The sequence below is a fragment of the Pseudomonas sp. CH61 genome (assembly GCF_059429415.1).
Map to the genome: position 1 here is coordinate 2,102,846 of NZ_CM182098.1, position 23,619 is coordinate 2,126,464.

The 23,619-nt window shown below is 60.4% G+C and carries 17 protein-coding genes and 2 riboswitches; of the genes, 7 read left to right on the forward strand and 10 right to left on the reverse strand.

Translation table 11 applies throughout. From position 1 onward, the window contains the following. Nucleotides 1–66: 66 nt before the first annotated feature. Both AC5SEM_RS09465 and AC5SEM_RS09470 read right to left on the reverse strand, forming a co-directional pair. Nucleotides 67–384: an SCP2 sterol-binding domain-containing protein gene (locus AC5SEM_RS09465; RefSeq protein ID WP_495472780.1), complete on the reverse strand. Its 318-nt coding sequence runs from the start codon at nt 382–384 to the stop codon at nt 67–69. Between the two features lie 50 nt (nt 385–434). Further along, nucleotides 435–1,145 carry a histidine phosphatase family protein gene (locus AC5SEM_RS09470; protein ID WP_495472781.1) on the reverse strand — a complete coding sequence of 237 codons (711 nt, stop codon included), beginning with the start codon at nt 1,143–1,145 and terminating at the stop codon, nt 435–437. Between the two features lie 205 nt (nt 1,146–1,350). Here AC5SEM_RS09470 and sohB point away from each other — a divergent pair, with 205 nt between their 5' ends. Further along, entirely contained in the window at nt 1,351–2,382 is a 1,032-nt protein-coding gene (gene sohB, locus AC5SEM_RS09475; RefSeq protein WP_158956599.1) for a protease SohB, read from the forward strand. Nucleotides 2,383–2,449: 67 nt separating this feature from the next. Here sohB and AC5SEM_RS09480 read toward each other — a convergent pair whose 3' ends face one another. Both AC5SEM_RS09480 and AC5SEM_RS09485 read right to left on the reverse strand, forming a co-directional pair. Beyond that, a complete protein-coding gene (locus AC5SEM_RS09480) occupies nt 2,450–2,944 on the reverse strand; it encodes a DUF934 domain-containing protein (protein ID WP_038368934.1) in 495 nt (164 codons plus the stop codon). Next, complete coding sequence (locus AC5SEM_RS09485; RefSeq protein ID WP_034152311.1) at nt 2,928–4,586, reverse strand: nitrite/sulfite reductase; 1,659 nt, start codon at nt 4,584–4,586, stop codon at nt 2,928–2,930. The genes AC5SEM_RS09480 and AC5SEM_RS09485 overlap by 17 nt, the downstream gene beginning before the upstream one ends. A 524-nt stretch (nt 4,587–5,110) precedes the next feature. On the opposite strand from AC5SEM_RS09485, the gene AC5SEM_RS09490 reads away from it, so the two are divergent. Then, the gene (locus AC5SEM_RS09490) at nt 5,111–6,184 is read left to right on the forward strand and encodes an ABC transporter substrate-binding protein (RefSeq protein WP_495472782.1); all 1,074 of its coding nucleotides are present in this window, start codon (nt 5,111–5,113) and stop codon (nt 6,182–6,184) included. Nucleotides 6,185–6,189: 5 nt separating this feature from the next. On the opposite strand, the gene AC5SEM_RS09495 is transcribed toward AC5SEM_RS09490, so the two are convergent. Together AC5SEM_RS09495 and metH are read right to left on the reverse strand one after the other, a co-directional pair. Then, on the reverse strand, nt 6,190–6,408 hold the full coding sequence (locus tag AC5SEM_RS09495) for a DUF2970 domain-containing protein (protein ID WP_008080467.1): 219 nt from the start codon (nt 6,406–6,408) through the stop codon (nt 6,190–6,192). 180 nt (nt 6,409–6,588) lie between these two features. Then, on the reverse strand, nt 6,589–10,299 hold the full coding sequence (gene metH, locus AC5SEM_RS09500) for a methionine synthase (RefSeq protein WP_495472783.1): 3,711 nt from the start codon (nt 10,297–10,299) through the stop codon (nt 6,589–6,591). A 154-nt stretch (nt 10,300–10,453) separates the two neighbouring features. Here metH and AC5SEM_RS09505 point away from each other — a divergent pair, with 154 nt between their 5' ends. From AC5SEM_RS09505 to nfuA, 3 genes are all read left to right on the forward strand, one after another. After that, nucleotides 10,454–12,760: a fatty acid cis/trans isomerase gene (locus AC5SEM_RS09505; RefSeq protein WP_495472784.1), complete on the forward strand. Its 2,307-nt coding sequence runs from the start codon at nt 10,454–10,456 to the stop codon at nt 12,758–12,760. Nucleotides 12,761–12,944: 184 nt separating this feature from the next. Next, a complete protein-coding gene (locus AC5SEM_RS09510) occupies nt 12,945–13,967 on the forward strand; it encodes an acyltransferase family protein (RefSeq protein ID WP_495472785.1) in 1,023 nt (340 codons plus the stop codon). Between the two features lie 57 nt (nt 13,968–14,024). After that, nucleotides 14,025–14,609: a Fe-S biogenesis protein NfuA gene (gene nfuA, locus AC5SEM_RS09515; protein WP_007912592.1), complete on the forward strand. Its 585-nt coding sequence runs from the start codon at nt 14,025–14,027 to the stop codon at nt 14,607–14,609. Between the two features lie 200 nt (nt 14,610–14,809). On the opposite strand, the gene cobM is transcribed toward nfuA, so the two are convergent. From cobM to AC5SEM_RS09535, 4 genes are all read right to left on the reverse strand, one after another. Next, on the reverse strand, nt 14,810–15,556 hold the full coding sequence (gene cobM / locus AC5SEM_RS09520) for a precorrin-4 C(11)-methyltransferase (protein WP_212622232.1): 747 nt from the start codon (nt 15,554–15,556) through the stop codon (nt 14,810–14,812). A gap of 79 nt (nt 15,557–15,635) precedes the next feature. Next, nucleotides 15,636–16,049 carry a cobalamin biosynthesis protein gene (locus AC5SEM_RS09525; protein ID WP_137219332.1) on the reverse strand — a complete coding sequence of 138 codons (414 nt, stop codon included), beginning with the start codon at nt 16,047–16,049 and terminating at the stop codon, nt 15,636–15,638. Continuing rightward, nucleotides 16,046–16,744: a CbtA family protein gene (locus tag AC5SEM_RS09530; RefSeq protein WP_137219333.1), complete on the reverse strand. Its 699-nt coding sequence runs from the start codon at nt 16,742–16,744 to the stop codon at nt 16,046–16,048. The genes AC5SEM_RS09525 and AC5SEM_RS09530 overlap by 4 nt, the downstream gene beginning before the upstream one ends. Before the next feature lie 11 nt (nt 16,745–16,755). After that, nucleotides 16,756–16,953: a CbtB domain-containing protein gene (locus tag AC5SEM_RS09535; RefSeq protein WP_034152302.1), complete on the reverse strand. Its 198-nt coding sequence runs from the start codon at nt 16,951–16,953 to the stop codon at nt 16,756–16,758. Nucleotides 16,954–17,077: 124 nt separating this feature from the next. Beyond that, a riboswitch (cobalamin riboswitch) is annotated at nt 17,078–17,299 on the reverse strand. Between the two features lie 996 nt (nt 17,300–18,295). After that, nucleotides 18,296–18,506, forward strand: a riboswitch (cobalamin riboswitch). Between the two features lie 99 nt (nt 18,507–18,605). On the opposite strand from AC5SEM_RS09535, the gene cobW reads away from it, so the two are divergent. Then, complete coding sequence (gene cobW, locus AC5SEM_RS09540; protein ID WP_077573145.1) at nt 18,606–19,679, forward strand: cobalamin biosynthesis protein CobW; 1,074 nt, start codon at nt 18,606–18,608, stop codon at nt 19,677–19,679. 3 nt (nt 19,680–19,682) lie between these two features. After that, nucleotides 19,683–23,531 (forward strand): cobaltochelatase subunit CobN, encoded by a 3,849-nt coding sequence (gene cobN, locus AC5SEM_RS09545; RefSeq protein WP_495472786.1) that lies wholly within the window; start codon nt 19,683–19,685, stop codon nt 23,529–23,531. Nucleotides 23,532–23,619: the final 88 nt, after the last annotated feature.

Here is a 23,619-nt window from a genome sequence, read left to right on the forward strand (position 1 = left end):
TTCTCAGCGCTCAAATGTAAAAATCCCGCCATGAAGGCGGGATCTTTGTGTCACTGGACGTCGCTATTACGTCGGGAACAGCTCGGACAGTTTCATCGACAGCATCATGTCGCCTTCAACGCGCAGCTTGCCGCCCATGAACGCCTGCATGCCGTCGGTTTCGCCGCTGACGATACCTTTCAGGGTTTCGCTGTCCAGCACCAGCGTGCAGTTGGCGTCCGGGTTTTCGCCTTCCTGGATGTCGCAAGTGCCGTCTTTGACGATCAGCGAGTACTGCTTGTCTTCGTCGGTGATGTTGAAACCGAAAACCAGATCCAGACCGGCAGCAGCGGCTGGGTTGAACTTGGCTTGCATTGCTTTTACGGCATCGGCTACGGAGGTCATGGTTCGATCCTTATGAGGTTGATTACAGCAAGGTTCACAGCTAACCGGACTCAGCGAAAAGTGATGAGTTCCGGAGCCTTCAGCAGTTGCAGATGTGCATGACTGTTGAAGGAGGCCAAAGCCACCTCGCGACCGCGGAACTTCAGCTGGTTGAGCGAGGTGTTGACGATTTGCCAGTTCAATTCAAAGGCCTGTTTTGCAGGCATTTGCGTAATGAGGTGGAGCAGGGCAGTGATGGTGCCGCCGGAGGTGAACACGGCGATTTTCTGGTTTTTATCGGCCAGATCAAGAATCCGATGTAGCCCGGCCTGAACCCGTTCGACGAAACCCAGCCAGCTTTCCAGGCCCGGTGTGTCGTAAGTGCCGGCCAGCCAGCGCTCGATGATCAGGGCGAAAATACGTTGGAATTCGCCACGGTTCTGCGCGGCGTTGCGCAGGATGTCGAGAGCTTCCGGCTCGTCTGCCAGCATGTCCGGGAGCAGGGCGCGGATCACCGCGTCGGCATCGAACTCGTTGAAGGCGGAATCGGTTTCCAGCGTCGGTACCGGCAGCCCTTTGGCGGTGAATTGCGCCAGCGCGCTGGTGGCCGTGTGCTGCTGGCGACGCAGGTCACCGGCGAGGCAGCGATCGAAGCTGATACCCAGTTCAGCAAGGTGCTGACCGAGGATTTCTGCCTGGCGCACACCGGTCGGCGACAGGACGTCATAGTCGTCTGCACCAAAGGAGGCCTGGCCATGTCGAATCAAGTAGATGCTGCCCACGTCCGCGTCATCCCGGTACGTTGAAGGTTGTGGCGAGGTTATGAGGATGACGGGTAGCTGTCAATGAAAAAACATACGCTTGTTTGAAATGCCCGTTACAGGGGTGTTGCCAGAGGTTTCACGGCTGGCCGATGAGCCAGCGCATGGGTATGCTGGAGCCATCCCGCGTGTGTTTCACATCCACGCACTGTTCTAAGGAGTCTCTGTGGAGTTTTTCACCGAATACGCCAGTTTCCTGGCCAAGACCGTTACCCTGGTGATCGCCATTCTGGTGGTGCTCGCCAGTTTTGCTGCATTGCGCAGCAAGGGCCGGCGCAAATCGGCCGGTCAGTTGCAGGTCAGCAAACTCAATGATTTCTACAAAGGCCTGCGTGAGCGCCTGGAGCAGACCTTGCTCGACAAGGATCAGCTCAAGGCTTTGCGCAAGGGTGAAGCCAAGTCCGAGAAAAGCGCGAAAAAGCAGAAGAAGCAACCTGAAGCCAAAGCCCGCGTATTCGTCCTCGATTTCGATGGCGACATCAAGGCGTCCGCCACTGAAAGCCTGCGCCATGAAATCACCGCGCTGCTAACCTTGGCCACGCCAAAAGACGAAGTGGTTCTGCGTCTGGAAAGCGGTGGCGGCATGGTCCACAGCTACGGTCTGGCGTCGTCGCAACTGGCGCGTATTCGCGAGGCCGGCGTGCCGTTGACGGTGTGCATCGACAAGGTTGCGGCCAGCGGCGGCTACATGATGGCGTGCATCGGCGAGAAGATCATCAGCGCGCCGTTTGCGATTCTCGGCTCGATCGGCGTGGTTGCGCAGTTGCCCAACGTCAACCGCTTGCTGAAAAAGCACGACATCGACTTTGAAGTCCTCACCGCCGGTGAGTACAAACGCACCCTGACCGTGTTTGGCGAAAACACCGAGAAGGGCCGCGAGAAGTTCCAGGAAGACCTCGACATCACCCATCAACTGTTCAAGAACTTCGTGGCGCGCTATCGCCCGCAACTGGCGATTGACGATGTGGCTACCGGTGAAGTCTGGCTCGGCGTCGCGGCGCTGGATAAACAACTGGTCGATGAACTCAAGACCAGCGATGAATACCTGGCAGACCGGGCGAAAAAGGCCGAGGTCTATCACCTGCACTATGCCGAGCGCAAAAGCTTGCAGGAGCGGATTGGCATGGCCGCCAGCGGCTCGGTCGACCGCGTACTGCTGAGCTGGTGGAGTCGCCTGACCCAGCAGCGCTTCTGGTAACTCGAACAGGCATAAAAAAACGCCGGTCACATGACCGGCGTTTTTTTTCCGCGCTAAACCTGAAGACTTAGCGGCGACGGAACAGCGGCAGCGGTTCGTCAGTGGCAGCCTGATAGGTCACCGAGAAGTCCTTGAGGCCTTCCAGCGCTTCGTACGGGTCTTTGTCCGCGCGAATGGCAAAGGCATCGAAACCGCAGCGATGCATATAGAACAGCTGATCGCGCAGCACATCACCAATCGCCCGCAGTTCGCCTTTGAAACCGTAACGGTCACGCAGCAGGCGGGCGTTGGAGTAGTTGCGGCCGTCGGTGAACGCCGGGAAATTCAGCGCGATCACCTGAAACTCAGCCACGTCTTCACCGATTTCTTCGGCTTCTTCGTCAGCGTCCAGCCACACACCCAGGCCACCGTCGCGGGCCTTGAGCATGCGGCTGTGTTCGCGCCACAGCTGCAGTGGAACGATCAAGTCGTCGCAGTTGCTGATCTCGTCGATGTTGAAATCCTTGGGCAGCAAGTGCCAGGTTTCGTCGACGACCTCGTTGTTCTTAATGATTCGCTGCATAGACGCGTTCCTTGAAGAGGTCGATGCCAATACGCTGGTAAGTGTCGATGAAGCGCTCGTCTTCGGTACGTTGTTCAACGTACACGTCGATCAGCTTCGAGATCACGTCAGGCATGGCTTCCTGAGCGAAGGACGGGCCGAGGATCTTGCCCAGGCTCGCATCACGGCTGGCGCTGCCGCCGAGAGAGACCTGATAGAACTCTTCACCTTTCTTGTCGACGCCGAGGATGCCGATGTGGCCGACATGGTGGTGACCACAGGCGTTCATGCAACCGGAGATGTTCAGGTCCAGCTCACCGATGTCGAACAGGTAGTCGAGGTCGTCGAAACGGCGCTGGATCGATTCGGCAATCGGGATCGACTTGGCGTTGGCCAGCGAGCAGAAATCACCGCCAGGGCAGCAGATGATGTCGGTCAGCAGGCCGATGTTCGGCGTGGCGAAACCGCCTTCACGCAGTTCGCCCCACAGGGTGAACAGCTGGCTTTGCTCGACGTCGGCGAGAATGATGTTCTGCTCGTGCGAGGTGCGCAGTTGACCGAAGCTGTAGCGATCGGCCAGATCGGCGACGGCGTCGAGCTGCTTGTCGGTGATGTCGCCCGGGGCAACGCCGGTCGGCTTCAGCGACAGGGTCACGGCGACATAACCCGGCTTCTTGTGCGCCAGAGTGTTGCGGGTACGCCAGCGGGCGAAACCCGGATGCTCCTTGTCGAGATCGGCCAATTGCGCGGTCTGGTTGTCCAGCGCCTTGTAGTCCGGATCGACGAAGTGCTTGGCGACACGCTGCAGCTCGGCGTCGGTCAGTGTGGTCTGGCCACCGCGCAGGTGCTCCATTTCCGCATCGACTTTCTGCGCGAACACTTCCGGCGTGAGGGCTTTGACGAGGATCTTGATCCGCGCCTTGTATTTGTTGTCGCGACGGCCGTAGCGGTTGTACACCCGCAGGATGGCGTCGAGGTAGCTCAACAAGTCCTGCCACGGCAGGAATTCGTTGATGAACGCGCCGACTACCGGGGTACGGCCAAGGCCACCGCCGACCAAGACACGGAAACCCAGTTCGCCAGCGGCGTTGTGCACCGGCTCAAGGCCGATGTCGTGGACTTCAATGGCGGCGCGGTCAGCGGTCGAACCGTTGACGGCGATTTTGAACTTGCGCGGCAGGTAAGCGAATTCCGGGTGGAACGTAGTCCACTGACGGACGATCTCGCACCATGGGCGCGGATCGATCACTTCGTCGGCAGCGACACCGGCGAACTGGTCGGTGGTGACGTTACGCAGGCAGTTACCGCTGGTCTGGATCGCGTGCATCTGCACGGTGGCCAGTTCAGCCAGAATGTCCGGGATGTCTTCCACCGCCGGCCAGTTGAACTGCACGTTCTGCCGCGTACTGATGTGGGCGTAGCCCTTGTCGTAGTCGCGGGCAATCTTGGCCATCATGCGCGTCTGACGCGAAGTCAGTTGGCCGTAAGGCACCGCCACCCGCAACATCGGCGCGAAGCGCTGGATGTACAGGCCATTTTGCAGGCGCAGGGGGCGGAATTCTTCTTCGCTCAGCTCACCTGCCAGATAGCGTCGGGTCTGATCACGGAACTGCTTGACGCGGTCCTCGATGATCCGCTGATCGTACTCGTCGTATACGTACATATAAGTCCTGTTCTCAGGCTTGGGCTACTCGGAAAACGCTGCGTTTTCGCGTGCTGGAGTCCGATTTTGCCTCTGCAATTCTGCGCGCACGGCCGCGCACTCCCTAGAGGAGCCGGGGCAATATACCCGTTTGCAGTTATGCGCAAAAGTGATGTTTGAGTATATGTAAAGAACCAAATCGCCTAACGAGAATGGCTGTCAACTAACCCACATTTGTCGTGCGGACAATCATCGTCTTAACTGTGGTCGAGTCTTTCTGCAATCACCGATAAAACCGACAAGAGGCGATGCAATGAGCAACCCGACCAAGGCAAGAAAAAGCGACAGCAGTGTCGATGCGTGGGCCATTCTGTTCCTGATCATTCTCGTAGTAGGGACAGCGGTATTCTGGGTCAGCCATCAGTAAACGACCCATCCGGGCCCGTGCCCGACGAATTGTCGGACAAAAAGCGGGATCAGGCATCAATAGCCGGTAGATCGAGGGCTATAATGCGCGGCCATTTTTCCTTGGGCCCGGATGTTTCATGTTCAAGTTTTTCCACCTCAGTCTTCTGTTGTTCGGCGCGCTGTTCCAGGCCGGCGCGCGGGCGGAGTCTGTGCTGTTTTTGAATCCGGGCTCGACGCAGGAAGCCTTCTGGGTCAGTTACTCGCAATTCATGCAGGCGGCCGCCCATGATCTGGGTATCGACTTGCAGATCCTCTATTCCCAACGCCAGCCCGAACTGACCCTGGCGCAGGCGCGCCTTGCGTTGCAGGGGCCGAATCGTCCCGAGTACCTGATTTTCGTCAACGAACAATACGTCGCGCCGCAAATCCTGCGTCTGGCCGAGAACAGTGGCGTAAAACTGTTTATGGTCAACGCCGCGCTGACCCCGGACCAGCAGGCGTTGGTCGGTGAGCGTGACGACCGCATCGGCAGCCTGGTGCCGAACGACGAGGAGGGCGGTTACTTGATGATGAAGGAGCTGATCCGTCTGCATCCGTCGGCGGCAAACGCTGAGCCGATTGAAGTGTTGGCGTTCTCCGGCCTGAAGGTCACCCCCTCGGCGCAACTGCGCGAGCGCGGCATGCAGCGGGCGTTGGCCGAACATCCGCAGACCCGCTTGCGCCAGCTGGTTTACAGCGGCTGGACCCAGGAACGCGCCTATGAACAGGCCAAAAAGTTGTTTGCGCGTTATCCGAAAGTGTCGCTGGTGTGGTCGGCCAATGATGAAATGGCCTTCGGCGCAATGCGCGCGTATGCCGAGACGGGCAAGGTCCCCGGCAAAGATGCCTTGTTCAGCGCGGTCAATACGTCGCCGGCGGCCTTGCAGGCACTGGTCGACGGACGCCTGAGCGCGTTGGTCGGCGGGCATTTCACCTTGGGTGGCTGGGCGTTGGTCGAGTTGCATGACGTCGAGCAAGGCGTCGAACTGAATCACTACGGCGGCCGCGACCGGCAGATTCCCTTGCTGCAACTGATCGACAAGCCGCACGCTCGACAAATGCTGGCCATGGGCAAGTCGCCGCACTACGGCGTGAATTTCCGCAAGCTCTCAGCCAAGGGGCAGCCGGATTCGTATCGTTACCCGTTCACCCTGCAAACCCTGATGCGCTGATTTCGTCAAACCCCGGCGAAATGCAGCACCAGTTTGACGATGGCAAACAGCGTCAACGCAAACACAGCCGTAAACAGAATCCCCAGCACCACGAAATGGCTGGGCTTGCCATGGGTGAAGTCCCTTGCCCGGTTCTTGCCGCTCTGCACCCCGAACGCCGCCGCCATCACGCTGTGCAGCATCTGCCAGAAGGTCGGCGGTTTGTTGTCGACTGGATCGTCCATAAATCCCTCGTCTGCCGTGTGTGTCAGACAAGCATAGCCAACCCTCTCAAGAGCACCGCAAAACAAATGTGGGAGCGAGCCTGCTCGCGAAGAGGCCATCAGCTTCAACATGAGTGTTGGCTGATAGACCGCTTTCGCGAGCAGGCTCGCTCCCACAGGGGGTGATGCGTTGAAGCTGGATTAGTTGTCGTAACCCAGGTTCGGCGCCAGCCAGCGCTCGGTCACGCTCAACTCCTGGCCTTTGCGCGAGGTGTAGCTGGCGACCTGATCCTTGTCGATCTTGCCCACGGCAAAGTACTGCGCCTGCGGATGGGCGAAGTACCAGCCGCTGACCGCTGCCGCCGGGAACATCGCGTAGTGCTCGGTGAGGAACACGCCGCTGCGACCGGCGCGCATCTCTTCAGCTTCCGGATCGAGCAGGGCAAACAACGCTGCCTTCTCGGTGTGATCCGGGCACGCCGGGTAACCTGGAGCAGGGCGGATGCCGCTGTATTGCTCTTTGATCAGCGCGTCATTGTCGAGCACTTCGTCCTTGGCATAACCCCAGTGCTCTTTACGCACTTGCTGGTGCAGCCATTCGGCGCAAGCTTCGGCCAAGCGGTCGGCCAGGGCTTTGACCATGATCGAGTTGTAGTCGTCGCCGGCGTCCTGATAAGCCTTGGCCACTTCTTCGGCGCCGATACCGGCGGTGGTGATGAAGCCCCCGACGTAGTCAGTCACTTCGCTGTCTTTCGGTGCCACGAAGTCGGCCAGCGAGAAGTTTGGTTTGCCATCGGTCTTGATAATCTGCTGACGCAAGTGATGCAGTTTGGCCAATGGTTGACCGTCATCGCCGTACAGCTCGATGTCGTCGTCATGCACCTGATTGGCCGGCCAGAAGCCGAACACCGCACGGGCGCTGATCAGCTTCTCGTCGATAAGCTTGGCGAGCATTTCCTGCGCGTCCTTGTACAGCGCGGTGGCGGCTTCACCGACCACTTCGTCTTCAAGGATGCGCGGGAACTTGCCGGCCAGATCCCAGGAGATGAAGAACGGCGTCCAGTCGATGTATTCGGCCAAGACCTTGAGGTCGATGTTGTCCAGCACCTTGCTGCCGGTGAAGGTCGGTTTGACTGGCTGGTAATTCGCCCAGTCGAACTGCGGCTTCTTGGCGATGGCGGCGGCGTAGCTCAGGCGCTCGGTGCGGGCACTGCGGTTGGCGGTGCGTTCGCGTACATCGACGTATTCCAGGCGCGTCTTCTCGACGAAACCGGCCTTCAATTCTTTCGACAGCAACTGTGTGGCAACGCCCACCGCGCGGGAGGCGTCGGTCACATAAACCACCGCATCGTTGCTGTACTTCGGCTCGATCTTCACCGCGGTGTGCGCTTTGGAAGTGGTCGCGCCACCGATCATCAGCGGCAGGTGGAAATCCTGACGCTGCATCTCGCGAGCGACGTGAACCATTTCATCCAGCGACGGCGTGATCAGGCCGGACAGGCCGATGATGTCGCACTTCTGCTCTTTGGCCACCTGCAGAATCTTCTCTGCCGGGACCATCACGCCGAGGTCGACGATGTCATAGCCGTTGCAACCGAGCACCACGCCGACGATGTTCTTGCCGATGTCGTGGACGTCGCCTTTCACGGTTGCCATGAGGATCTTGCCCTTGGCTTCTGGCTTGTCGCCCTTTTCCAGTTCGATGAACGGGATCAAGTGGGCCACGGCCTGCTTCATCACACGGGCGGATTTCACCACTTGCGGGAGGAACATTTTGCCGGCGCCGAACAGGTCACCGACGATGTTCATGCCGGACATCAGCGGGCCTTCGATCACTTCGATCGGGCGGGCGAACGACTGACGGGATTCTTCGGTGTCTTCAACGATGTGCGTGGTGATGCCTTTGACCAGCGCATGTTCCAGACGCTTGTTGACCTCCCAGCTGCGCCACTCTTCGGTCTCGGCTTCCTTGACGCTGCCGTCGCCCTTGTACTTGTCGGCGATGGCGAGGAGGGCGTCGGTGCCTTCCGGGGTGCGGTTGAGGATCACGTCTTCGACGGCGTCGCGCAGCTCTTGCGGGATCTGGTCGTAGATCTCCAGCTGACCGGCGTTGACGATGCCCATGGTCAGGCCCGCGCGGATCGCGTACAGCAAGAACACCGAGTGGATCGCCTCGCGCACCGGGTTGTTGCCACGGAACGAGAACGACACATTGGACACGCCGCCCGAGGTCAGCGCATACGGCAGTTCGTCGCGGATGTAGGCGCAGGCATTGATGAAGTCCACAGCGTAGTTGTTGTGTTCTTCGATACCGGTGGCGACGGCGAAGATGTTCGGGTCGAAGATGATGTCTTCCGGCGGGAAGCCGACTTCATTGACCAGAATGTCGTAGGAGCGTTTGCAGATTTCTTTCTTGCGCGCTTCGGTGTCGGCCTGGCCAGCTTCGTCGAACGCCATCACCACCACCGCCGCGCCGTAGCGCTTGCACAGTTTGGCGTGGTGGATGAACTGCTCGACGCCTTCTTTCATGCTGATCGAGTTGACGATGCCCTTGCCCTGAATGCACTTGAGGCCGGCTTCGATCACTTCCCATTTAGAGGAGTCGATCATGATCGGTACGCGCGAGATGTCCGGCTCACCGGCGATCAGATTGAGGAAGGTCACCATGGCCTTCTTCGAATCGAGCATGCCTTCGTCCATGTTGATGTCGATCACCTGCGCACCAGCCTCGACCTGTTGCAGGGCGACTTCCAGCGCTTCGGTGTAGTTGTCTTCACGGATCAGACGGGCGAACTTGGCGGAACCGGTGATGTTGGTGCGCTCGCCGACGTTGACGAACAGCGAGCTGCGATCGATGGTGAACGGCTCCAGACCCGAGAGGCGGCAGGCCTTGGGGATGTCCGGAATCTGCCGTGGCGCATAACCGGCGACGGCTTTGGCGATGGCTTCGATGTGGCCCGGCGTGGTGCCGCAGCAGCCGCCGACGATGTTGAGGAAGCCGCTCTGGGCGAATTCTTCGATGACCTTGGCGGTTTCCGACGGCAGTTCGTCGTACTCGCCGAATTCGTTCGGCAGGCCGGCGTTCGGGTGCGCGGAAACGTGGGTGCTGGCCTTGTTCGACAGCTCTTCCAGGTATGGACGCAGCTCACTGGCGCCGAGCGCACAGTTGAGGCCGACGGAAATCGGCTTGGCGTGCGCCACCGAGTTCCAGAACGCTTCGGTGGTCTGGCCCGACAGTGTGCGGCCGGAGGCATCGGTGATGGTCCCGGAAATCATGATCGGCAGTTCGATGTGCAGCTCTTCGAACACGCCTTGCACGGCGAAGATCGCCGCTTTGGCGTTGAGGGTGTCGAAAATGGTTTCGATCAGGATCAGGTCGGCGCCGCCCTCGATCAGGCCTTTGGTGGCTTCGGTGTAGTTTTCCACCAATTCATCAAAGGTGACGTTGCGGTAGCCCGGGTTGTTGACGTCCGGCGACAGCGAGCAGGTGCGACTCGTAGGACCGAGCACGCCGGCGACAAAACGTGGCTTGTCCGGGTTCTCGGCGGTCTTGGCGTCGGCGACCTTGCGCGCCAGACGTGCGCCTTCTACGTTTAGTTCGTAGGCCAGTTCTTCCATGCCGTAGTCGGCCATGGAAATGCGCGTGGCGTTGAAGGTGTTGGTTTCGAGGATGTCGGCGCCGGCATCCAGATAGGCTTTCTCGATGCCGCCGATCACGTCCGGACGGGTGATCACCAACAGGTCGTTGTTGCCCTTGACGTCACTCGGCCAGTCCGCGAAGCGTTTGCCGCGATAATCCTGTTCTTCGAGCTTGTAGCTCTGGATCATCGTGCCCATGCCGCCGTCGAGTATCAGGATGCGCTCTTTGAGTGCTTGCTTGAGAGCTTGAAGGCGGACGCTGCGATCGGACATTTGGACTACTCGGAAAGACCATTACGAAGGAGCGGGATCATAGCAAACCTGTGCGCTTTTGGAGCATGTGGGGCTTTTGCATGAATATCGCTCATGTTGGTACGGGCGTCATACTGTAGAATCGCGGCGTTTTTTTACAATCGGGATCAGCAGCATGTCTTACCGCGTCATTGGTTTTGTGTTGCTGTTTCTCAGCTGGGGCGCCGTGGCGCAAGAGCCAGCGACTGTGCCGGGCATTTCTCAGTCGATTTCGTACGTCCGCGACATCCAGCCAATCTTCACCGAGAAGTGCGTGGCCTGCCATGCGTGCTACGACTCTGCCTGTCAGCTCAACCTGGGCAGTGGCGAGGGCGCGGCCCGTGGCGCCAGCAAGATGCCGGTTTACGATGGCGAGCGCACACAAGCGGCACCGACCACTCGGCTGTTTTACGACGCCTTCGGCAAACGTGCCTGGCAGCAGAAAGACTTCTATTCGGTGCTCGATGCCCAAGGCAGTCAGGCGGCGCTGATGGCGCGCATGCTCGAACTCGGGCACAAGACGCCGCTGACGCCCAACGCCAAACTCCCGGAAGAGATTGTGCTGGGCCTGAACCGCGAGAACATGTGCTCGCTGCCGGCCGAGTTTGAGGGCTACGCCGGTGCCCATCCGAAAGAAGGCATGCCGCTGGCGGTGACCGGGCTGACCGATCAGCAATATCAGACGCTGCAGCGCTGGCTGGCCTCGGGTGCGCCGATTGACGAACAAGGCCTGGCGCCGAGCGCGAAAGAGGCGCTGCAAATCGTCCAGTGGGAAAATCTGCTTAATACTCCCGGCGCCCGGCAGAGTCTGGTCGGACGCTGGCTTTACGAGCACTTGTACCTCGCGCACATCTATTTCAAGGATGGCGAGCCGGGGCATTACTTCCAGTGGGTGCGTTCGCGCACACCGAGCGGGCAGCCGATCGACCTTATCGCCACTCGCCGCCCCAACGACGATCCGGGCACTCAGGTGTATTACCGTTTGTGGCCGGTGCAGGGTGTGATCGTGCATAAAACCCACATCACCTATCCGCTGAGCGCGGCGAAGATGGCGCGGGTGAAAAGCCTGTTCTATAGCGGCAACTGGCAGGTTAATGCGCTGCCCGGTTACGGCCCGCAGAGCCGTGCCAATCCCTTCGCGACGTTCGAAGCGATTCCGGCGCAGGCGCGTTACCAGTTCATGCTCGACAACGCCGAATACTTCGTCCGCACGTTTATTCGCGGCCCGGTGTGCCGTGGACAGATTGCGACCGACGTGATCCGCGATAACTTCTGGGCACTGTTCCAGGCACCGGAACACGACCTCTATATCACCGACCCGAACTATCGCGGCCAGGCCACGCCGCTGTTGGCCATGCCGGGGCAGAACGACGATGTCGGCAGCGTGTTGAGCCTGTGGCGCAACTACCGCGACAAGCGCAATGAATATGAGGCTCTGCGCCGCGACAGCTACGCCGATCTCCCCGCGCCGAGCTGGTCGACCCTGTGGGCCGGCAATGACAACGCGCTGCTGAGCATTTTTCGCCACTTCGACAGCGCTTCGGTGACCAAAGGCCTGATTGGCGAGGTGCCGCAGACGATGTGGTTGTTTGACTATCCGCTGCTGGAACGCACCTATTACCAGTTGGCGGTCAACTTCGATGTGTTCGGCAACGTCTCCCATCAGGCGCAAACCCGTCTGTATTTCGACCTGATCCGCAACGGCGCCGAGCAGAACTTCCTGCGCCTGATGCCCGCTGATTCGCGCGAAGACTATCTCGACGATTGGTACCAGAGCGGTGGCCAGTTCAAGATGTGGCTCGATTACGAGGCGATTGACGACGATAAGCCGACCGCGTTGAAGCTCGATGAGAAAGACCCGAAATACGACTTCGCCATGCAATTGCTGGCGCGTTACGGCGATCTCAATGCGCGGCCCGATCCGATCAACCGTTGCGATGGCGCTTATTGCTCGCGGCCGAATATCGACCTGGCGCTGCAAAATGCCGAACAGGCGTTGAGCCGACTGACTTCGCGCCCGGCCGCCGGTTTGAAGGTGATTGATCAGCTCCCGGAAGCGACGATGCTGCGCATTGAAACCGCCAGCGGCAAACGCGAGGTCTACAGCCTGTTGCGCAACCGCGCGCACAGTAACGTGGCGTTCCTGCTCGGCGAGTCACGGCGTTATCAGCCCGGGCTGGATACGCTGACCATTTACCCGGGCGTGCTCAGCAGCTATCCGAACTTCATCTTTAATGTCCCGGCCGATCAGGTGCCGGCGTTTGTCGATGCAATGGAAAACGCCAAGGATGCGAACCGCTTCGAGAAAATCGTCGAACGCTGGGGGATCCGCCGCAGTCATCCGCAATTCTGGTTCTATTTCCACGATTTGAGTCAGTACATCCACGAAACCGAACCGGTGGAAGAGGGCGTGCTGGACATGAATCGCTACGAGAATCTTTGATCGTTTGAGGCGAGGCTGCTGTCCCAACTTCAAGCGACACTGCAAAACCCCTGTAGGAGTGAGCCTGCTCGCGATAGCGGAGAATCAGGCACTGGAGATGTTGAATGTGCCGCCGCCATCGCGAGCAGGCTCACTCCTACAAGGGATCTGCGGTGGTTTCAGGAATTGTGGACGGGAGCGGCCGATGTTGATTTCAGTGCAAGCCCTGCGTGCGCTGGCCGCGTGGACGGTGGTCTGCCACCACTTCATGCAGATTTTCTTTGACTTCAAAGCACGCGGGCCAATCGGGCAGCTGTTCATCGACAAGGGCGCGGTAGGCGTCGATATCTTCTTCGTCATCAGCGGTCTGGTGATTTTCCTCTCGACCGAGAACAAACCGCTGCCGCCCGCGCGTTTTCTGTTGTATCGGCTGTTTCGCATCGTCCCGGCGTATTGGCTGTACACGCTGTTGATGGCGCTGCTGGTGGTGTTCGCCCAGCCGTTGCTGCCGGATCAGTCTGTGGACTGGAGCCATTTGCTGCTGTCGTTGCTGTTCATTCCGACTGAGAACCCCGGCGGCTACGGCCTCTATCCGACGCTGAATGTCGGCTGGACGCTGAATTACGAAATCCTGTTTTACGTGTTGTTCGCTTGGGCGTTGCTGTTCCGTCTGCAGGTGCGCCTGCTGGTAGTCGCGGCGCTGCTGTTTGCGGTGAGTCAGGCCTGGACCGGGTTTGGCTGGATCAGCGAGTTTTATCGTTCGGACATTGTTTATGAGTTTCTGCTGGGGATTGGCATCGGCATGCTCTATCGCCGGGGCTGGATTGGCGCGGGACTGTGGCTGCCACTGGCAGCCATCATCGCGGCGTTGCTGGCGATTTATCATTGGGCACCGGCGCCCAGGCTGCTCAACTGGGGCGTACCGAGTGCGGTGCTGGTGATGGCGTGTATTTCACTGGAGCGTTATGTCGAGCGCAGCCGGGTCCTGAAACTGCTCGGCGATTGCTCGTATTCGGTGTATCTGATGCACGTTCTGGTGCTGTCGGCGGGCGGTTATCTGGCCCGGCGCTACGCTATCAACCCGTATTTGTTGTTTGTCGTGTGTGCGCTGGCCATCGGCGTTGGCTCCTGGTTGAGCTACGAATGGGTGGAAAAACGCAGCTATCGTTGGCTCAAGGCGCGGATCGACGGCGGGGCGGACGAGAATCTTTCCCGACAAAAATACTAGGACTTTGTCCGGCGCAACGATTGGCGTAAACTGCGCCCAAGCCTGCGAGGAGTTTCCATGACCGCTATTACCATTACCGACGCCGCCCACGATTACCTGGCTGATCTGCTCTCCAAGCAGAACACCCCGGGCATCGGCATCCGCGTCTTCATCACCCAGCCTGGCACCCAGTACGCCGAAACCTGCATTGCCTACTGCAAGCCGGGCGAAGAAAAACCTGAAGACACCGCGCTGGGGCTGAAAAGCTTCACCGCTTATATCGATCACTTCAGTGAAGCGTTTCTCGATGACGCCGTGGTCGACTACGCCACCGACCGCATGGGCGGCCAACTGACCATCAAGGCGCCAAACGCCAAAGTGCCGATGGTCAACGCCGACAGCCCGGTCAACGAGCGCATCAACTACTACCTGCAAACCGAAATCAACCCGGGGCTGGCCAGCCACGGCGGTCAGGTCAGCCTGATCGATGTGGTTGAAGACGGCATCGCCGTGCTGCAGTTCGGCGGCGGCTGCCAGGGCTGCGGCCAGGCGGACGTGACCTTGAAGGAAGGCATCGAGCGCACCTTGCTCGAACGCATCCCTGAACTGAAGGGCGTTCGTGACGTGACCGACCACACGCAGAAAGAAAACGCCTACTACTAAGGTGTTCGCTGCGGACATGAAAAACGGCGCCCCGTGAGCGCCGTTTTTTTATGGGTGAAATGTACTGACGCCTTCGCGAGCAGGCTCGCTCCCACCTTTGGAATGCGATCAAATGTGGGAGCGAGCCTGCTCGCGAAGGGGCCTTTGATCGTTCCCACGCTCTGCGTGGGAATGCAGCCCGGGACGCTCCGCGTTCCAATTTATGGTCTGTAGAGGTGAGCATGCCCGGCGCGATACAGCGATGACTCGCTAAACACCTCACTGCCCAAAACGCGACCCACCAGAATCAACGCCGTACGCCGAAACCCTTTGGCCTCGACCTTCCCAGCGATATTCGCCAGCGTCCCCACCACCCAATCCTGATCCGGCCACGTCGCCCGGTGAATCACCGCGATCGGGCAATCCGCGCCGTAATGCGGCAACAGCTCCGCCAGAATCTTCTGCAGATGGTTGACGCCCAGATGAATCGCCATGGTCGCGCCGTGCTGCGCCAGACTGCCGAGTTCTTCGCCTGCCGGCATGGCGGTCTTGTCGGCGTAACGGGTCAGAATCACGCTTTGCGAGACGTCCGGCAACGTCAGTTCCGCGCCGAGCAACGCGGCACAGGCTGCCGTCGCCGTCACCCCGGGAATGATCTCGAACGGAATATTCAGCTCACGCAGGTAACGAATCTGCTCACCAATCGCACCGTAGAGACTCGGGTCGCCGGAGTGCACCCGCGCCACATCCTGGCCCTTGGCATGCGCGGTCTTGATCAGGTCGATGATCTGCTCCAGATGCAGTTCAGCGCTGTTGACCACCGTCTCGGCTTGATGGCCGTCGAGCACCGCCGCCGGCACCAGCGAGCCTGCATAGATAATCACCGGGCAACTGCGGATCAGCCGCTGGCCTTTGACGGTGATCAGTTCCGGGTCGCCGGGGCCGGCGCCGATGAAGTAGACGGTCATCTTTAAATCCTTGGAAAAGAGGCGCAGCAACGCTTCAGATGAAGATTGCTCATGATCGATGGCGGGGATTATCGGGACTTTACGCCGCGCCGGCCAATGCCAACGTGGCCTGAGCGTATTTTTGCCGGGAAATCAGCAGTTTTGCCGGTGCCTGAATCAGCTGTTCGGCGAGTGCCAACGCTGCACTTTCTGCCACGCCGTAGCAACCGGTGCGTTCGTAGGCGATCTGCGAATGGTGGCTGAGTCGTTGCTGATAACTGGCCAGTTCTTCACTGCTGAAATACAGCAAGGGCAAAGCCAACTGAGTGGCAAGTTCTTGCAGGCCCGGCTCGTCGCGCTTGAGGTCGATGCTGGCCAACGCCTTGACCGTTTCAAGCTCTATGCGGTGCGCCTGTAAGGCTTGGTCGAGTAACGCGCGCAGCGTGCTGGCCGGACAGCCGCGCTGGCAGCCCAGACCGACCACGAAGGTCGGCGCTGCGCTGTCATCGGTCATGCGTGGTATTGGCCAGCGCTTTTGCGGCGGAACAACCAGGCGCTGATCAGGCCCAGGGCCAGCCAGAACGCCACGTTGGTCAACTGCGAAGCGATTTTGAACTGGGCTTCCAATGCCTCCGGCGCGAGCATCGAATGCACTTCCGGCTGCGGTGCGCCGATCACGTGCGGCACGGCGAGGATGGCCACGCCGAGGATTTTCATCAGCCAGTGGCGGCTGAATGCAATCAGCGACAGGCCGACAGCGGTCGAAGCGGCGGTGCCGATCCACCACATCTGGCGTGAAGCCAGATCAGCAGCGGCAGTGCCCGGCAATTCGGGTGGCAGGCCCATCGTCGGTGCCAGTACGAATGTCGCGTAACCAGCCAGGCCCCAGAGCAAGCCTTGCGAGGTTTTGGTCGGTGCGCGCAGGGTGTAGAGGCCAGCGAGCATCAGGGCGAAACCCACCGCAACCACCAGATTGCCGCCTGTGGTCGAGACCACGCGCTGCCAGCCGTCTTCCGGCTCCCAGGCTTCGGCGTCGTGGGTGTGCGCAGCCACGCCAGCGGCGTGTTCGTGAACCGCCACCGGCTCGGACTTCTCGAAGGTTTCCGCCTGCAGAATCAGCGGCGAGACCCAAAAGCTTTGCAGCAGGGTGAGGAGCAGGGCGGCCAGCAGACCGGTGAAACCTGCGGTTTGCGCAATACGCTTGATCATGTCGACAGGTCTCAGTGGCACGGGAACGCGGCGCTGTGGCGGGTATCGTGGGCGGCGTTGTGCACCGCTTCGATGTGCGAGAAACCGGCGAAGTAGACCAGGCTGGCACCAAGGATCGACGCGAAGATCGCGGCGCTCAGGCGTTGGCTCAGGGTGGCGGTGCTGGAAATTTTGTCCGTGTTGCTGCCGGTGCTGCTGATGATCGACATGGCGCTTCCCTCTGGAATGTCAGTGGGTGAATCGAGCGCATGAAAACCCCTGCGGGTCGGGCTCGCAGAGGTTCGAACAGCGCCCGCCCACCGCGGGTTTGTTATGTTCAGCGACGCACGAGGTGCGGGCTGTGTGTTGCGGGCCGGTCTCCGGGCTCACGAGGGGTTGGCGTCAGGCCGACCTGCAAGCGTCACCTTCCCATGTCTTGCTGACACAGTGGTTTTGACGCTTCGCTCGCTTACCGTTGCGGGGGCAGCACCGGACTGACATGGGCTTGAGTAAAGCACATGATTCACCGGTTTCCCGTTTCACCCTGTGAAGGGCACCCGTAACAAGTTGTGTAGGAGAGCATGGGTTGGGGATTTTAGTCAATTTTGTGGGGGGGCTTATCCGTTGCTGCGGGTGTTGCTGATTACGGTTCCGCCCTTACGGCGGGTCACTTTTGGCAAACGCCCCAAAAGTAACCAAAAGGTCTTCGCCCTGACGTTCGGCCCGCTCGCTAAAGCTCGGGGTTCCTTCGCTCCGGGATCGATCCGGGCGCAGCGTCTCCGGTTTGCTTCGCTGCACCTACTCCCGCTGTGTTTGGCTGCGCCAAACGGTCGCTGCGCTCCCACCCCCGGATCAATCCCTCCACTCAGCCTGCCGACGGGCTCCAAGATCAAAAGCAGGCGAGCTGACACTCGGCCTATTGAGTGGTGAGGAGCGGGTGTTGGACTTTGGTTTTGTGGTGGATTTGCCCCTCACCCCAGCCCTCTCCCGAGGGAGAGGGAGCCGATTTGTGGGCTTTTCAAAATCTGAGTTCGACTCGGTATTGCACGTCGGCGTAGCTCTCCCAAACACCCCGATCAGTCCCTCTAACCTCATGGATAGGGGCCCGATTTTTTTGCTTTTTTGAGCCTGAGTTCAACGCGGTATTGCACGTCGGCGTAACTCTCCCAAACACCACCGTCAGTCCCCTCTCCCTCCGGGAGAGGGCTAGGGTGAGGGGCTCTTGATCTGGCTCTTGATCTTGCTTCGGCTTTTGATCTTTTGCCCCTTCGGTAGGCCGAGCGTAGGTGTTCATCCGGGGGTTAGGCGCGTAGCGCCGTGCGGCGAAGCCGCATTCATCGAGAGGAGGTGCAGCGAAGCAAACCGTAGGCGATGCCCCCGGATGGACACCGTAGCGAGGGAACACTGAGCCTCAGCGAAGTGCCGTACGCCGGGGCAAAGCCTTTTGCTTACTTTTCGGCGTCTGGAAAAGTGAGTCGCTGTAAGAGCGAAACCGGCAGCGGCGGCACCCGCAGCAACGGATATGCCCCCATAACCAAACCCCAACCCCATTGACCCATAACCACCCGATGCGTAGCCTTGCGCTTTCGAGGTTCTTCGGCCGTTGCCGAAGCTAAGAAGGGAACGCGGTCAATGCCGCGGCTGCCCCCGCAACTGTGAACGGTGAAGTTCGCTGCCACGCCACTGCCAGCTCAACCCATGAGCCCGCGGGAAGGCGCAGCCAACGCCAGGCTCATACCTGAACACCGTCAGCCAGGAGACCTGCCTCGTCACAGATTCTCACTACAACCGGGCGGGGTGATCCGGTGGCGAATGCTTCCGGCGCGCACGCGCGTTGCCGGTTCTCGTCCCGTATGCCCGCCGCTTGCCAAAGGGCATACCGATGAAAACACTGGCCAAACTCCCCGTCACCATCGTCACCGGCTTCCTCGGCTCGGGCAAGACCACACTGCTGCGGCACATGCTCGACAACGCGCAGGGCCGTCGCATCGCGGTGATCGTCAATGAGTTTGGCGAATTGGGCATCGACGGTGAAATCCTCAAGCAGTGCACCATCGGTTGCACCGAAGAAGAAGCCACCGGCCGCGTTTACGAACTGGCCAACGGCTGCCTGTGCTGCACCGTTCAGGAAGAATTCTTCCCGGTGATGCGCGAACTGGTCGCGCGTCGCGGCGATCTCGACCACATCCTCATCGAAACCTCGGGCCTGGCCCTGCCGAAACCACTGGTGCAAGCCTTCCAATGGCCGGAAATCCGCAGCGCCTGCACCGTTGACGCGGTGATCACCGTGGTCGACAGCCCGGCCGTGGCCGCTGGCACCTTTGCCGCGTTCCCGGATCAGGTCGATGCCCAGCGCAAACTCGACCCGAACCTCGACCACGAGTCGCCGCTGCACGAACTGTTCGCCGACCAACTGGCCAGCGCCGACCTCGTCATCCTCAACAAGGCCGACCAGACCAGCCCGGAAGATCTCGCTCGCGTCCGCGCTGAAGTCGCCGAAGAGTTGCCGCCAGCGGTGAAAATCATCGAAGCCAGTAACGGTCGCCTGCCGCTGGACGTGCTGATCGGCCTCGGTGCCGGTTCCGAAGAACACATCGACAGCCGCCACAGCCATCACGATCACCACCATGGTGAAGGCGATGACGATCACGCTGACCACGATCACGACGCCTTCGATTCGATCTCCATCGAACTGCCGCAAGCCGACGAAAGCCTGCTGCTCGACGCCCTGACGCAACTGGTGGTCAAGCACGGCATCCTCCGCGTCAAAGGTTTCGCCGCCATTCCAAACAAACCAATGCGCCTGCTGATCCAGGGCGTGGGCACGCGTTTCGACAAGCATTTCGACCGTCAGTGGGGCGCCGATGAAGCGCGCGTCACGCGTCTGGTGCTGATCGGTCAGCAACTCGACGCCGCCCAACTCGAAGCGCAACTGCGCGCTGCGCTCAGCGTTTAAACCATGCACCTGCTCAGGACCCAGCCCGGCGGATTCGTCTCGGATGACAACATTGCCGACCTTGGACAGACCCCCGCCGAGCTGGTGATCCTGTGCAGCGGCGACTCCAGTCTGGCGCTACTCGCCGAAGCTGCGCAGCAGTTGCCCGAGGATTATCCGAGCCTGCGTCTGGCCAATCCGATGCAGGTGCAGAATCATGCCTCGGTCGATTTGTACGTCGATGAGGTGTTGCGTCACGCCAAGGTGATCCTGATTTCGCTGCACGGCGGCATCGCCTATTGGCGCTATGGCGTCGAACGCTTGGTCGAGTTGGCCGAGCGCGGTGTGCAGGTGATTCTGGTACCGGGCGATGACCGTCCCGATCCGGAGCTCAGCGACTTGAGCACCGTCAATGCCGAGGATCGCGACCGGCTCTGGCAATTCCTGCGTCAGGGCGGTTTGGGCAATGCGCTGGATTTCTTCCGCTGTCTGGCCAGCCGTTGGCTCGCCCGTGATTACGTTTGGGAAGAACCGCAGACCCTGCCGCGCACGGCGATTTACCACCCGAATAAAACCAGCGCCGCACTGAGTGACTGGCAAGCCGAATGGCTGCCGGAAAACCCGGTTGCGGCGGTGCTGTTCTACCGCTCGCATTTGCAAGCGGCGAACACGGCGTTCATTGATGTTTTCTGCCAGCGCTTGCAGGCGGCGGGGTTGAATCCGCTGCCGATCGCGGTGGCCAGTCTGAAAGAGCCCGGCTGCCTGGCGGTGGTCGAGGATTGGCTGGACGAAGTCGAGGCCGGGGTGATTTTGAACACTACCGGATTCGCCCAGTCCAGCCCTGAGGCCCCGCACTTGCGGCCGTTTCGTCGCAATATCCCGGTGATTCAGGCGATCTGCGCACAGGACAACGAGCCCGGCTGGCGCGACAGCGAGCAAGGTCTCGGCCCCCGCGATCTGGCGATGCACATTGCCTTGCCGGAACTCGACGGGCGCATCATCAGCCGGCCGATCAGCTTCAAGGATCTGGCCTGGCGCAGTGAGCGCAGTCAGTCCGATGTGGTCTGCTATCGCGCGCAGCCTGAGCGCATGGATTTCGTCGCTGAACTGGCGCGGCGCTGGATTGATCTGGCGCGGGTGCCAAATGACGAAAAACGCATCGCGCTGATTCTCGCCAACTACCCGACCCGCGACGGACGCATCGGCAACGGCGTCGGCCTCGATACGCCGGCAGCGGCGCTGAATATCCTTCGCGCGTTGCATGCTGAGGGTTATCCCATTGCGGCCGAACTGCCGAATAGCGGCACCGAGTTGATCCAGCAATTGCTCGGTGGCGTCAGCAACGATCTCGACACGATTGACCTGCGTCCGTGCCAACAAAGCCTGGCGATGGACGATTATTCAGCGATGTTCAATGCGCTGCCCGAAGCCAATCGCGTCGCCGTGATTGAGCGCTGGGGAGCGCCGCAAAACGATCCGATGTGTCGCGACGGGCGCATGATGATTGCCGGTCTGCGTTTCGGCCTGACCTTCGTCGGCATCCAGCCGGCGCGCGGCTATCAGGTTGATCTAAGCGCGGTCTATCACGATCCGGATCTGGTTCCGCCGCACGCTTATCTGGCGTTCTATTTCTGGTTGCGCAACACCTACGGCGCCCACGGCGTGATCCACGTCGGCAAGCACGGCAACCTCGAATGGCTGCCGGGCAAAGGCGTTGGCCTTTCGGAAAACTGCTGGCCGGATGCACTGCTCGGGCCGCTGCCGAACATCTATCCGTTTATCGTCAATGACCCGGGCGAGGGCGCGCAGGCCAAGCGGCGCACACAAGCGGTGATCATCGATCACCTGATGCCGCCGCTGACCCGCGCCGAAACCTACGGCCCGCTGCGCAATCTGGAACTTTTGGCCGACGAGTATTACGAAGCGCAGCTGCTGGATCCGCGCCGCGCCCGTGAGTTGCAGCGCGACATTCTGCAACTGGTGCGCGAGACGCAGATCGACCGCGAACTGCAACTCGATGCCGGGCTGGACAGCGACGCTGATGCGGCGATCTGGCTGCCGCGCCTCGATACGTATTTGTGTGATTTGAAGGAATCGCAGATTCGCGATGGCTTGCACATTTTTGGCGAGTCACCGAGCGGGCGATTGCGCATTGATACGTTGCTGGCGTTGCTGCGCATTCCACGCGGAGACGGGAAGGGCGCGCAGTCGAGTCTGCTGCGCGCACTGGCCAAAGCATTCGAACTCGGTTTCGATCCGCTCGACTGCGCGTTGGCCGACCCATGGACAGGCCCACGCCCGACAGAGCTGCAATCGCAAAGCGACGAAGTCTGGCGTAGCGCCGGCGACACCCGCGAACGCCTCGAACTGTTTGCCACTGCGTTGATCTGCGAGTCCCTGCAAATCCCCTGTGGGAGCGAGCCTGCTCGCGAAGGCGTCGTGTCAGCCGCTAAAGATTTACCTGATCCACCGCTTTCGCGAGCAGGCTCGCTCCCACAGGGGCCGGCGTGGGCTGAAGTCAGTGCAATTATCGAGAATCTGCGCGAAGTCGTCGCCCCACGCCTGGACGCTTGCGGCCCCGCCGAAATGCGCGGCCTGCTCGACGCCCTCAGCGGTCGTTTCGTCCCCGCCGGCCCCAGCGGCGCACCCAGCCGTGGTCGCCTCGACGTATTACCGACCGGCCGCAACTTCTATTCGGTCGACGTGCGCAACCTGCCGACCACCACCGCATGGCGCATCGGTTTCCAGTCAGCGACGTTGATTCTTGAGCGACACCTGCAAGACCACGGCGATCACCTGCGTCAGCTCGGACTATCTGTGTGGGGCACCGCGACCATGCGCACCGGCGGCGACGACATCGCTCAGGCGATGGCGCTGATGGGCGTGCGGCCGGTGTGGGCCACCGGCAGTCAGCGCGTCGATGATTTCGAGATCCTGCCGCTGAGCCTGCTCGACCGCCCGCGCGTTGATGTCACGCTGCGAGTTTCCGGGTTTTTCCGCGATGCGTTTGCCAACCTGATTCGTCTGTTCGATGCGGCGGTGCAGGCAGTAGCGGCACTGGATGAACCGGACGATCTCAACCCATTGGCGGCCAAAGTACGAGCCGAGCGCGAGGCACTGCTGCAGTCGGGCGTCGATGAAGACACCGCACGGCGTCAGGCCGGTTGGCGGATTTTCGGCGCCAAACCCGGTGCCTATGGCGCAGGCGTGCAGGGCGCTATCGATGGGCGTTTGTGGCAGAGCCGCGAAGACCTTGCCGAGGTCTATCTGAACTGGGGCGCCTACGCCTATGGCGGCTCCGATGAGGGCACTTCCGCGCGCGAACAGTTCGTCCAACGCCTGAGCCAGGTGCAAGCGGTGCTGCAGAATCAGGATAACCGCGAGCACGACCTGCTCGATTCCAACGATTACTACCAGTTCCAGGGCGGCATGCTCGCCGCCGTGGAAAGCCTGCGCGGTGAAGCAGCGGCCAGTTATCACGGCGATCACAGCCAACCGGATCTGCCGAAGATTCGCACTTTGAAAGAAGAACTGAACCGGGTGATTCGCTCGCGCGCGGCCAATCCGAAATGGATCGACGGGGTCAAGCGCCACGGCTATAAAGGCGCGTTCGAAATGGCGGCGACGGTTGATAACCTGTTTGCGTTCGATGCCACCACGCAGTTGATCGATGACCACCAGTACGCGTTGTTGGCCGATGCTTATCTGCTGGATTCGGCGACCCGGGAGTTTGTTCGTGAGCATAATCCGCACGCGTTGCGGGACATGACCGAGCGGATGCTGGAAGCGCAGCAGCGGGGGATGTGGCGGGAGCCGGGGGCTTATAAAGAGGCGCTGGAGAATCTGTTGCTGGATATAGAGGAAGATGTCTAGCCAGTCAAAAGCTACCCTCACCCCAGCCCTCTCCCGGAGGGAGAGGGGGCCGATCTATGTTGCTGTCAAAACTTGAGCTCGGCTCGAT

Coding starts and splice junctions, on each gene's coding strand:
- AC5SEM_RS09465 (WP_495472780.1), bottom strand. CDS start 384: ATGACCTCCGTAGCCGATGCCGTAAAAGCAATGCAAGCCAAGTTCAAC.
- AC5SEM_RS09480 (WP_038368934.1), bottom strand. CDS start 2,944: ATGCAGCGAATCATTAAGAACAACGAGGTCGTCGACGAAACCTGGCAC.
- AC5SEM_RS09485 (WP_034152311.1), bottom strand. CDS start 4,586: ATGTACGTATACGACGAGTACGATCAGCGGATCATCGAGGACCGCGTC.
- AC5SEM_RS09490 (WP_495472782.1), top strand. CDS start 5,111: ATGTTCAAGTTTTTCCACCTCAGTCTTCTGTTGTTCGGCGCGCTGTTC.
- AC5SEM_RS09495 (WP_008080467.1), bottom strand. CDS start 6,408: ATGGACGATCCAGTCGACAACAAACCGCCGACCTTCTGGCAGATGCTG.
- metH (WP_495472783.1), bottom strand. CDS start 10,299: ATGTCCGATCGCAGCGTCCGCCTTCAAGCTCTCAAGCAAGCACTCAAA.
- AC5SEM_RS09505 (WP_495472784.1), top strand. CDS start 10,454: ATGTCTTACCGCGTCATTGGTTTTGTGTTGCTGTTTCTCAGCTGGGGC.
- AC5SEM_RS09510 (WP_495472785.1), top strand. CDS start 12,945: ATGTTGATTTCAGTGCAAGCCCTGCGTGCGCTGGCCGCGTGGACGGTG.
- nfuA (WP_007912592.1), top strand. CDS start 14,025: ATGACCGCTATTACCATTACCGACGCCGCCCACGATTACCTGGCTGAT.
- cobM (WP_212622232.1), bottom strand. CDS start 15,556: ATGACCGTCTACTTCATCGGCGCCGGCCCCGGCGACCCGGAACTGATC.
- AC5SEM_RS09525 (WP_137219332.1), bottom strand. CDS start 16,049: ATGACCGATGACAGCGCAGCGCCGACCTTCGTGGTCGGTCTGGGCTGC.
- AC5SEM_RS09530 (WP_137219333.1), bottom strand. CDS start 16,744: ATGATCAAGCGTATTGCGCAAACCGCAGGTTTCACCGGTCTGCTGGCC.
- AC5SEM_RS09535 (WP_034152302.1), bottom strand. CDS start 16,953: ATGTCGATCATCAGCAGCACCGGCAGCAACACGGACAAAATTTCCAGC.
- cobW (WP_077573145.1), top strand. CDS start 18,606: ATGAAAACACTGGCCAAACTCCCCGTCACCATCGTCACCGGCTTCCTC.
- cobN (WP_495472786.1), top strand. CDS start 19,683: ATGCACCTGCTCAGGACCCAGCCCGGCGGATTCGTCTCGGATGACAAC.